The 7,871-nt window shown below is 34.7% G+C and carries 5 protein-coding genes and 2 pseudogenes; 2 read left to right on the plus strand and 5 right to left on the minus strand.

Features of this window, described 5'->3' with window-relative positions; all coding sequences use genetic code 11:
• Nucleotides 1–266: hypothetical protein (locus ACFSCX_RS25145; protein WP_377931013.1), on the minus strand; the 266-nt coding region annotated here is incomplete at its 3' end.
• Between the two features lie 839 nt (nucleotides 267–1,105).
• Here ACFSCX_RS25145 and ACFSCX_RS25150 point away from each other — a divergent pair.
• A pseudogene (locus tag ACFSCX_RS25150) lies at nucleotides 1,106–2,290 on the plus strand (IS110 family RNA-guided transposase).
• Nucleotides 2,291–2,810: 520 nt separating this feature from the next.
• Here the strand turns inward: ACFSCX_RS25150 and ACFSCX_RS25155 are convergent.
• Nucleotides 2,811–3,548 carry an RDD family protein gene (locus tag ACFSCX_RS25155; RefSeq protein WP_377931014.1) on the minus strand — a complete coding sequence of 246 codons (738 nt, stop codon included), beginning with the start codon at nucleotides 3,546–3,548 and terminating at the stop codon, nucleotides 2,811–2,813.
• Nucleotides 3,549–3,946: 398 nt separating this feature from the next.
• Here ACFSCX_RS25155 and ACFSCX_RS25160 point away from each other — a divergent pair.
• Nucleotides 3,947–5,184 (plus strand): annotated as a pseudogene (locus ACFSCX_RS25160) (IS110 family RNA-guided transposase).
• A 351-nt stretch (nucleotides 5,185–5,535) separates the two neighbouring features.
• Here the strand turns inward: ACFSCX_RS25160 and ACFSCX_RS25165 are convergent.
• The 3 genes from ACFSCX_RS25165 to ACFSCX_RS25175 form a co-directional block, all read right to left on the minus strand.
• Nucleotides 5,536–5,931 carry a GNAT family N-acetyltransferase gene (locus ACFSCX_RS25165; RefSeq protein ID WP_377931015.1) on the minus strand — a complete coding sequence of 132 codons (396 nt, stop codon included), beginning with the start codon at nucleotides 5,929–5,931 and terminating at the stop codon, nucleotides 5,536–5,538.
• A gap of 300 nt (nucleotides 5,932–6,231) precedes the next feature.
• Nucleotides 6,232–6,777, minus strand: a complete 546-nt coding sequence (locus ACFSCX_RS25170; RefSeq protein WP_377931016.1) for a GNAT family N-acetyltransferase — start codon at nucleotides 6,775–6,777, stop codon at nucleotides 6,232–6,234.
• A 261-nt stretch (nucleotides 6,778–7,038) separates the two neighbouring features.
• Complete coding sequence (locus tag ACFSCX_RS25175; protein ID WP_377931017.1) at nucleotides 7,039–7,620, minus strand: YdcF family protein; 582 nt, start codon at nucleotides 7,618–7,620, stop codon at nucleotides 7,039–7,041.
• Nucleotides 7,621–7,871 lie beyond the last annotated feature (251 nt).

Genomic DNA, 7,871 nt, shown 5'->3' on the forward strand with positions numbered 1-7,871 from the left:
GGAATTTGTATGGTAAAGTTAGTATGTTTAGTTATTATATATACTGGACTCATTTCATCAAATTCTTGATATCCAGCAATCTGTCCCTTTAAAATGTTTTTAACAAAGTAGATTGCTTCTTCTTCTTTCCAAAACTTTGCTACCTTTGCGAAGCACTTGTCCCCTTCTAAATGTCCAGAATTATCAACGTATTTATTAGAAAACCTATGTTTTACTTTATAGTTGTAAGGTCCAGAAATAACTGTTTTAAACGGACTTAAACCCACGTCAGTCACTCCTTTTAGTCTAGTAAACCTTAGTATTGTTTTTCTGAAATGATGATATAAACAATTGCATTTATTTCACTTCATTATATTATTTATTGTTAAGTATATTTGAATTAAAAAGTTAATATGGGTGTTAATAAATCCTAATAAAGAAACCGTCAAGGACGGTTTAATCTCAAATATTGACTTCGAAAGATAAGTGAGTATCCGTTATTGTTGTAGAGCACCCCTTTAGTGAAAAAGCATTAATTCTTTTTCTCTTTGGATGGACTTTTTAATGGTATTCCAACAATCATCAATACAAAACCAACAATTTGTATATTAGAAAAAAATGAATTTTCAATAATACCCATAGGTGAAAATATTCCTATCATAATCAGAGCCAATGCAATAATGCAATTCTTGATATTATCTCTCCTACTGCATTTTTATTAAATTTCTCTATACCAATGAAAGCACTAATTAGGATTAAAAATACTCCAAGTAAATAAAAGATACAAAAAGCAATAACGGAAAAATTCACAATAAAAATACTGCAAAAACTAATGATTACGCCCAATATACTTAATTTAGTTCTTCTCGATAAACGACTAATAAAGTTCCTTACTTCTTTAAACAAAATCCCACCCCTCATCAAATATTTTACCATAAAAATCCAATATCCTTATTGAATTATTCTGCTTCGTTAGTCAAAAGGCATTCCTGCTCTGGTGCAGAAATGCCCCCTTTAGAATTCCTGTAGATGGTTAAATTTCGGTTTTGAAAAAAACAGAGCTCCTCAGTAAGATTTAAGTATAGACACCACTCTAAAACTTAAAATCTAAGGAGGAAGCTCTTATATGAAGTTTAAAATGCAAGACAAACAAAATCAACTAATAGAAAGAATTTCTGCTCAACATCTCGTTGTTGGTTTAGATATAGCCCAAGAAGTTCACGTTGCTCGTGCTGTTAACTTCCGCGGAATTATTGTAGGTGACCCTCTCTCATTTGAAAACAATGAAGAAGGCTTTGATAGACTACTACACTGGATCAATCAATTGAAAAAGTTAAAAGGATTTGAAACTACAATAGTTGGTATGGAACCAACGGGCCATTATTGGATAAATCTATCAAAATGGCTCTATAGTCAAAATATAGAGTCCGTTACTGTTAACCCCCACCTTGTTAAAAAGAATAAAGAAAACCGAGATAACACAATCTAAAAGCGATAAAAAAGACGCTTTAGTAATAGCGGATATGGTGAAGAATGGTTACTATTCCTTCATACGTCCTACTTCAGAGCCGTTTGAAAAGCTACGAGTATTAACGTCTAATCGTGACATAATCGTTAAGAGACTAGTTAGTGCTATTAATCAAATTAACCGTTGGGTTGATGTTGTTTTCCCTGAACTTCGTCAAGTTTTCAAAGATGTAAAAGGTAAAGGTGCCATCGCTACCCTTCGACTTTTCCCAACACCACTTGAACTACGTTCTATGAATGCTCATGATGTCGTTAATGCTTGGAAAACACTAATGAAACGACACTCTGGATTTAAAAAGGCACATTTACTAGTTAAGTTAGCTCAACATTCTGTAGGTACCAAACAAGCATTGGATGCTTATAAATTACACCTGGAACAGCTAATTGAGGAATTTGATCTTGCCACAGCCCAATTAGAGCGAGTGGAAAAGGAAGGTACAGAAGTTCTTAAACAAATTCCTTACGCCAGAAAGCTGCTCGCCATTAAAGGAATTAGTGAAATTGCACTTGCCGGCATTTTAGGAGAAGCAGGAGATCTAAGTGGTTTTTCTCATGGAAATTCATTATTACGTCATGCTGGGCTACATTTAGTAGAGGCTAGTTCAGGTAAATGGAAAGGACAAATTGTCCTCTCTAAACGTGGGAGATCTAGATTACGGCGTTTCTTATATTTAGCCACAATGAGTCTTGTGATGAATTCGCAAGAATATTAGTCGGAATGGCCCGAAAAAATGAATCTTATAGTCCTATTAAAGTACAGCCTTTAACACCATTAGCTGCATAAAATAACGAACTACATTCTTTTATAAAGCAAATAAAAACTTAGTCTATTAAAGTAACAGTATTCGAATATTGACTTATTCGTAGGATCTCAAAAATAGTACGGAGTACCGGATTTATTGTGCAAAAGGGCTCAGACCCGTCCCGTTAGAAAGACCGGCCTCTACCACTTGGATAGGTATGACGAAGGAATGAGAGGGCATTTGACCCGTTGAGACATGGGAGCGAAAACCTCCAAGGGTGGCGTGGAGAATGCGTACATTATATGGAAATTATTGGAGTAAACACTGCCTCCTTTATTTAAGTATGCCTTCATGTAGCCAAATTGGGTCTATGATCCTTCAATCCACCTTTTTACTCTAGCAAGTGAATTGAAATCCTGCGAATTAGTGAGCATTCGAGAGATAATTGAATCTAACTGAGGGAGCACAATAAGATTTATTTACGACCTGCTAAATTTGTATTGCTCCATTTCAGCAATCCCCATTTAAAAAAGAGAACAAATTCATTCGCTCTCTTTTAAGTTATTCGTAATGTACTTCTTCTACTTTCCAATTTTGGTTTGGAACTTTAGTTAAATATACTTCCACATAAATATCCTTTTCTTTGCCTTTTACTTCAATTGTAAAAACTGATTCTCCATAGCCGTTACTAGTTTGTATGCTTCCTGAAGGCAAAAAGCCATATCCTTCAATTCCACCTGTTTCACCAACAATGTTTTCATTACTCTCAATAAAAGTAATGGCTGCTTCATATGCTTCACTGTTTTTCATTGATAAAACGATTGCTGACAGAAATAACACGAATGAAATAACAATAGCCAAAAGGACAACAACTATTTTCTTCCATACGCCCATTTCTCTTACTTTAATAACAATTGTGTTAGCCACTTTATCTCCGAGTCTTTGTTTATTTTTATTTATTGCTAGGACTATAAATTCAATTGGCCAAATAACCAATAATAAATTTCTTAAGAATAACCTAGGAATGGATGGAATATCGGATCTATCATTTTCATCTCTTACTCCTATCCCAATAACCCATTTACCTAAACTAATGCCTTTAAAAGAATCCTTCAGACAATAAAAAATGAAAAAAATAATCATCCAAATTGGAAACAGAGCAAATAAAAAATCACTTTCTATATCTTCATTTGCCATGAGAATAGTAAATGGTATAACTAAGAAAAGAGAAAGAACGAAATGGTCTATTAGATATGCCAATATTCTACTTTTTCTTGAAGCAAGTTTTATTTCAGACAAAATTCCACCACCAAACAATTATAGTTCAAAATACTTCACTCACTTAATGCTTTTATTTTCTTAAACTATTTTGCTCAAATTCTACACAAATAATAAACGACCAGCCAAAGTAGCTGATCGCATTCTCTTATTGTACATTTGCACCCGTTCGTAATATAAGGTTAGCCAGAATTTTCTGGTTGACCTATTTTTATATGGTCATATTATAACGGTAGTCGGGGTAGAACGTCGCACCCGTGGGAATCAATCCCGTTAGCTAAACTGTTCACCCCCTACTTGTATAAACATGTTTCAGGCTGGTTGGGACAAAGAGATCCCGTTTAACAAGCGAACCTATGACATTACAAGAAGCTTTAGGGGTTACCGACAATTGATGTATTTCTAGGAGGAGATATTGTATGAATCCAGTCGTTGGTCTGGATGTGTCGAAAGGTGAAAGTCAGGTTCAAGCATTTTTAGATAAAGGAAGACCTTATCGTAAGAGTTTTAGTATCAAACATATTACTGAAGGATTAGGTAGTTTATTAGAGTTTCTTAAAGAGGTTGAGAGTTCAGCTAGTGGTTATCAACCTTCGGTCGTTTTAGAATCAACTGGACATTACCATATTCCTGTTATTCAGTTTCTTGAGGAGCAAAATTATGTTTATATTGTCGTCAATCCTCTTATTTCACATAGAGCAAAAAGTTCAAGTCTACGCAAGGTAAAGACAGATGCAGTAGATGCCTATCACCTTTGTGAATTGTTTTATAAAGAAGAGTTAGAGCCTTATAAAAAGCGAGGTATTCAACTCCTAAACCTTCGTAATCTTACTAGACAGCAAGAGAGTATCGCTGAAGTATCAGCAAAAACTAAACTACAACTTCACTCATTATTAGATCAGGTCTTCCCTGAGTATAGAGGTGTATTTGGTAGTTTATACTCAAAGGTTTCATTACTTACATTAATAGCCTTCCCAACCTCTCAGGCTGTACTAAGTGTAAGTGAAAGAGAGTTGACCGAAAAGATTGGTTCATTATGTATAAGTCGTTCTGATGCCTGGGCAAAAGAAAGGGCAGAGAAATTAAGAGATGCAGCCCTTCGTAACCCGTTTCAAAACAACCTGTACCAGAGCCATATCTTTAATCTTGAGCTATTAGTTAATATGGTTCTTCAATATCAAGAGCATCTATCTAAGATTGCAGCTGAAATAAATGCCCTCGCTAAAGAAATTGAAGAGTATCATATACTTCAGTCTATCCCTGGAATCGGAGAGAAAATCGCCGCCACGATTTTATCCGATGTTGGAGAGATAGGTCGGTTCAATGATGCCAAAAAGCTCGTTGCATTCGCTGGAGTAGATCCTAGTGTTTACTCTTCAGGTAAGTTTACTGCATCAGTCAATCGAATTACCAAAAGAGGTTCTTGTAGGCTTCGTCATGCCTTATATATGGCTGTTCAAAGTGGTATTCGTGATTCACGTAAGAAGAAAACGACTGATGAGATAATAGCACGTAATAAAGATTAAGAGAGTTTTACGATAAGAAACGTGAAGAAGGAAAACCCTTCAGAGTAGCAGTTATAGCCTGTGTAAATAAACTCTTACATTGGATTTACGCCTTACTAAAAAACAGATCTACTTTCCAAGATATAGCTTAAAAACTATATCTAACTAAATACAACAAAACCTTCCAATTAGAGTAAAGAGGAAGGTTATTTGGTATGTTCAATTTTAGTATATCATGGTGTTATTAATCTTTTTATTGAAAAATGTTGACAAACTATTAGCTGGTTTAGCCATCCATGAAGTGCAAAATACCAGAACTTCACCACAGAGAATGAAAATATATAGATCTGTCTATACTGGTTTTAATCCAGTCAACTAGTCAATCTAATTGCTATTAATTATAGCTCACTCCGTTTGTAAAACGAATGGAGATGGGGATTCTTTGGTATTGTGAATTTTTTACACTTGGAGACGTTTATTTTCATGGTAGTCAGTAAGAATTTTTACTTCGATGATTGCCATAATCCTCCTGAACCACATGTAAAGCCACATGCTTTATAAAAGTTAGTTTTGTTTTCCTCGTATGATACTGTTACAATTCTTAATCCAAATCGTTCAGACTCTCGCAATAATTCCTTTACCAACTCAACTCCAATTCCCCGTCCTTGGTACTGAGGATGTACGATTATATCTTCCATATATCCATGTTCTAAACCCATTCCACAAACATACCCAAAGGCAATCAGTTTATTATTTTTATCTCTAACCCCAGCCCAGAAATTACAACGTTCAAACAAAGTTGGGTAGTCTTCATCTCGTCTACCCCAACCAACATGTTCTCTTAATTCTGGTACTTCATTATTAGATATTGGAATGTTTATAATAACTTTATAGTTCATTTTTTTCCCTTCTTTTACTCACCAACAATGCTAATTTCTATATGAACAAGTCTTATTCCCTTCTTCCACTAACGCACCAGTTAGCCATCCATGAAGTGCAAAATACAAGAACTTCACCACAGAGAATGAAAATATATAGATCTGTCTATACTGGTTTTAATCCAGTCAACTAGTCAATCCAATTGCTATTTATAGCTCACTCCGTTTGTAAAACGAATGGAGATGGGGATTCTTTGGTATTGTAAATTTTTTACACTTGGAGACGTTTATTTTCATGGTAGCTTAATAAAGCTTGTTATATTACTTTTTCCATTCGTGTTCTAAAACACCATATAGTAAAGAATCCCGCCAACCATCCCTTATTAGCAAATCTTCACGAATTCTACCTTCCTTAATCATTCCAACTTTTTCTAATACTTTTGATGAGCCAATATTTCTAGGATCACAAGTTGCAAATATACGATGAAGTTTAAGTTCTTTAAATCCAAAACCAATCAAGAGTTTAGCGACATCAGTTGCAATCCCGTTTCCCCAATAATCAGGATTAACAATGTAAGCGACCTCTCCAATCTTATTAGTTAGATCTCTTATGTTCAACTCCCCTGCTCCAATCATTTTATCTTCATAAACAATTGCAAAAACAAACCTTGTCCTTGGTTGTTGGGTAGCGTCTTTAATTACCTGATAAACAAAACCTTGTGATTCCTCTTCTGTATTAGGTTCCCAAGGTTGATATTTACAAACAATATCTTGTGATGCGTATTTATGAACATCTATCCAATCGTCTTTAGTAAATTCTCTTAATGATAGCCTATCGTTTGAAAGAAAAAGCTTAATATGTTCCATGAAAATCTCCTCAACTCTCTTACATTGGATTTATGCTTTATTAAAAATCAGAACTACTTTCCAAGATATAGCCTAATTAAGATTTTTAACTAAATAATACAAAACCTTCCAATGCTTAGTTAATGGAAGGTTATTTGGCATTCTTATTTTAGTATATCACGGTAAAATATTTTATTGGGAAATATTTACAAAATATTAGCTTGTTTAGTTAAAGAAACCCCCATACTGCTATATCTTTTCATGAATAAAACAGAGACATTTTCATCCTTTATAAAAACGTAAATAAATTATGAACATCTGTATGTATACGTAAATGTAAATGATTCCTACTCCTATGATGAATTCTTTTGGCACTTTAGAATTTTCCAAGGTATGGTCAATTCCTAACCGAAACGCATATGAACTGGCTTTTCGCAAGTGCCAAGGTGAGGTGACTATAACTGCTTTTTTCAATCCTCTCTCGTGCATGATTTCTCGGGATTTTACCAAATTTTCATAAGTGCCCCTTGCTTTCGTTTCTCGTATGATTTGGCTACGATCCACTCCTAACTCCACTAAGGCTCGTGCCATGACATCTGCCTCAACATGATTATTAGCGACAGATGCACCCGAACAAATAACTACTTCGGCAATTCCAGCGTGATAGAGAACTGCTGCTCTATTGACCCGTTCTCGCAAAATTGAAGACATGCCTCCATCCTTTTTTGCGGGATAACCAAGTACAATCATAACATCTCTTTTTAGCCCATGATTATATCCCGCTTTTTTGAAATGCTTACGAATAAAAATAAACGCCACCATAAAGGACATAAATATTAAGCATAAAATATATATTCCTATCATTTAACATATCTCCTCTGGCCATCTCTATTAATTGACAGATAAAATACTTCGCATTCGGTTAATTTATGATTTAATGACAATCAGTTGTTCCACTCTTCTGCCTCTTTACTTCCATAAGGCCAATTCCTTTTCCTTCCTCATTCAATAAAATGAGGCTGGGACAAAACCCACCTCAATAGAAAAAGCCGGTGAAATTTTACGAGAGTAAAATTTCACCGGCTTTGATTATTTTTGGATAAAAATAAGGACCA

It is taken from the genome of Bacillus salitolerans, from assembly GCF_042680805.1.
GTDB classification, from domain to species: domain Bacteria; phylum Bacillota; class Bacilli; order Bacillales; family SA4; genus Bacillus_CJ; species Bacillus_CJ salitolerans.